Origin of the sequence: Crocosphaera chwakensis CCY0110, from assembly GCF_000169335.1 — a bacterium.
GTDB lineage: Bacteria > Cyanobacteriota > Cyanobacteriia > Cyanobacteriales > Microcystaceae > Crocosphaera > Crocosphaera chwakensis.
On record NZ_AAXW01000128.1, the window covers coordinates 1 to 2,560 of the forward strand.

2 protein-coding genes are annotated in these 2,560 nt (G+C 39.4%); both read left to right on the forward strand.

Features of this window, described 5'->3' with window-relative positions; genetic code table 11:
• Positions 1-645: 645 nt before the first annotated feature.
• Positions 646-1,785 carry a helix-turn-helix transcriptional regulator gene (locus tag CY0110_RS27465; RefSeq protein ID WP_008278939.1) on the forward strand — a complete coding sequence of 380 codons (1,140 nt, stop codon included), beginning with the start codon at positions 646-648 and terminating at the stop codon, positions 1,783-1,785.
• Between the two features lie 196 nt (positions 1,786-1,981).
• A complete protein-coding gene (locus tag CY0110_RS27470; RefSeq protein WP_008278940.1) occupies positions 1,982-2,329 on the forward strand; it encodes a hypothetical protein in 348 nt (115 codons plus the stop codon).
• The last annotated feature ends 231 nt before the right edge of the window (positions 2,330-2,560 follow it).

The window sequence follows — 2,560 nt, forward strand, 5'->3', positions numbered from 1 at the left end:
TTTCACGGCGTAGATCCAGCGTTTGAGTAGCAAGTACGCTAATAAAATAACGTAACTCATCTTCTTAGCACTAATGTACTTAAGTATAAACTACTGCTTTCTCACAACAATTACACACTAAGAATATTTTCCAATTTTGAACCCCTGTCAGATCAATTCAAACTTAATAAAATTTAACATTCAATTTTCCAAAAAAGTAGCCCCTCAGAGAGTTCTGAGGGGGCTATCTTTGTTTAATGGATTGAATTATGATGTCAACGTAGTCTAATTTTGGGTTTAAAGGTATTGTAGAGGTATGTTCAGATTAAAAATGATGAATCTATCATGGAGGGGGATAGGGTTTGTTCTAGCCCTCTTTTTGTGGAAATTAGGAAAAGTTAGGCCAACAAATTGCAGTTTGATCTCGTAGAAGCCTCTATCTCTTGGTATACCTGGGTTATTAAAAACGTAATACCTTTGTAGGAATAATTAAGGAATTGTATGTTACATAAATATTGACTAAATTTACTCAATATCAAGGGGTTTTTTTAGGTCAACTTTGAGATTTAATAAAATCAAACCAAAATGAAAGAGTGTTTAGAAGTTCCTAAGAACCTCCGAACACCCAACTAATAACTCATTTAAATTTTCATATCTCTACCTTACATGGTAAACAGGATTAGTGTACGCGCTGATCTAAAAATTCATGGAAAAATAGCGCGTAAAACTTGGGCAAGATTATGGTATTTGCTACGAGCCATCGATAAAGAAGGGTCGGGCAAAGTGAAGATCCTAGTGCCTGAAATCATGATCCTACTGGGGATCTCCAGGTCAACCTTCTACCGATGGCTAAAAGTTGGGAAAGCTGCCGGAGCGTTCAGAGGGTATAGAAACATCAATGAACACACTACTGAAATTATCCTAGGGAGTAAAACAGCCGTCTGTGAAAGAATGGGGGTTACAGATTGGGAAAGCACAACAGAAATACCTTTATGGACACTCTTCAATAACCCTAAACTGCCTTTATGGAGATCCATAGGAATTAAGCCCAATCTGGTTAAACTCAGACAACAAGCGACATTCTTCCAAGCTTACTGGATGCAGAGGAGATCCATTGAAGCTGCTAAGGAAGAAGAAAGAAAAAGAATTAGGAAGAAAAGGAACCGACGCAAACCTTATCTTCCCAAGTTTCGTGGGGGTAACGGGAAACTGGCCTCACAGTTAAACGCAGCGCGGTCTGTGGTTTTCTCAAGGAAACACCTGCCCACTGGTGCAAGCCAGGAAGGGATAGGAAATTCTTTAGAGATAACAGATCAAACCGCGAGACTACATCTAAGGGGTGTAGAACGAATGCAAGTGATGTATAAGGTTAAACCTTATGAAGCTGAAGCAGAACTGTTCTACGCCCAAGAAACAGGGACTAAAAGCCACATATTCAAACGCCAAGGAGAGTATTACCGTTATGGTACCAATCTATATAACTTGAACTTTAGACAGCATAGCGAGTTTACCCAACGCCTAAAGTATAAATTTCGCCTGTTACTCAAAGAAGTCCCTATCGAAGCTATTCGATGGGAAGAGAATAAAGACAAACTTTGTTCACCCTTACTAGAGTCATGTTATTTAACTAAGCATGAGATCCTAGAAAAGCTAACAGAGAAATATGATCTAGACTCACTCGATAGAATTCTCATACCGATTTACTGGGAGCTAAAGACGAGATCCTTCGGAAAGTTCATGATCGCAGTAAAGGAAGAGTTGATTCGGATGAAGAAAGAAGAGTACAGACGGGCCAGATCAGCCTGAGCCGAAAAATTGCCAGGCAGGTAGACAAGGCGATAAAAAATGAGACTGGGATAGAGATTATCCCAGTGGATTTCTATGGCTGGATAATTTAACAACGGGAAAAAATTGATGAAGCTGATAGGGATAATAAAAATAATCTCCTAGAGGCAACTAGGAGACACAAACAAGTAAATATTTCTAATTGGAGAATAACACGATGTCTAATAACCCGATTGAGATTACAACAGACCTGACTAAGATTTTGGATCGGATTGAGAGTAACCTTAGTGATTTTCGTAAGGAGACTAATCAGAAGTTTGAAAAGATAGATGAGCGATTGAACAAGTTAGAAGTAGGGCAAGCTCGGTTAGAAGAGACGACAAAAAGTTTATCTGTTCAGATCAGTTCTATAGATAGAAGGGTAGAAAAAATAGAGTCAAGTCAGAATGAAGTTGTTAAGGAAGTAGCTGATTTAAAAGGGGCTAAGTCTTTGGTAATCCCTATTGTTGTTGCTGTCATTACTAGCTTGTTAACTTTGCTGATCAGAGCTATTCCAAATCCGTAGTAAGATTTTTTAAATAGGGGGTTCAGGGGGTGGAACCCTCTGGCGCACTGCAAACATAGTTTGCGTAAGTGCGCTTTCTTTCCTTAGGGGGTCAAGAAAGAGGGATGGTAGCTCGCTCAACGCTCGCTGTTTATTTTGTAGGTAGGATCGTCTCCTTTCAGTCATATTATACCATTACCCTTGCGCTAACCGTCCCCTTGGGGGACTGCTTAAATGGAATTTTCCTAATCG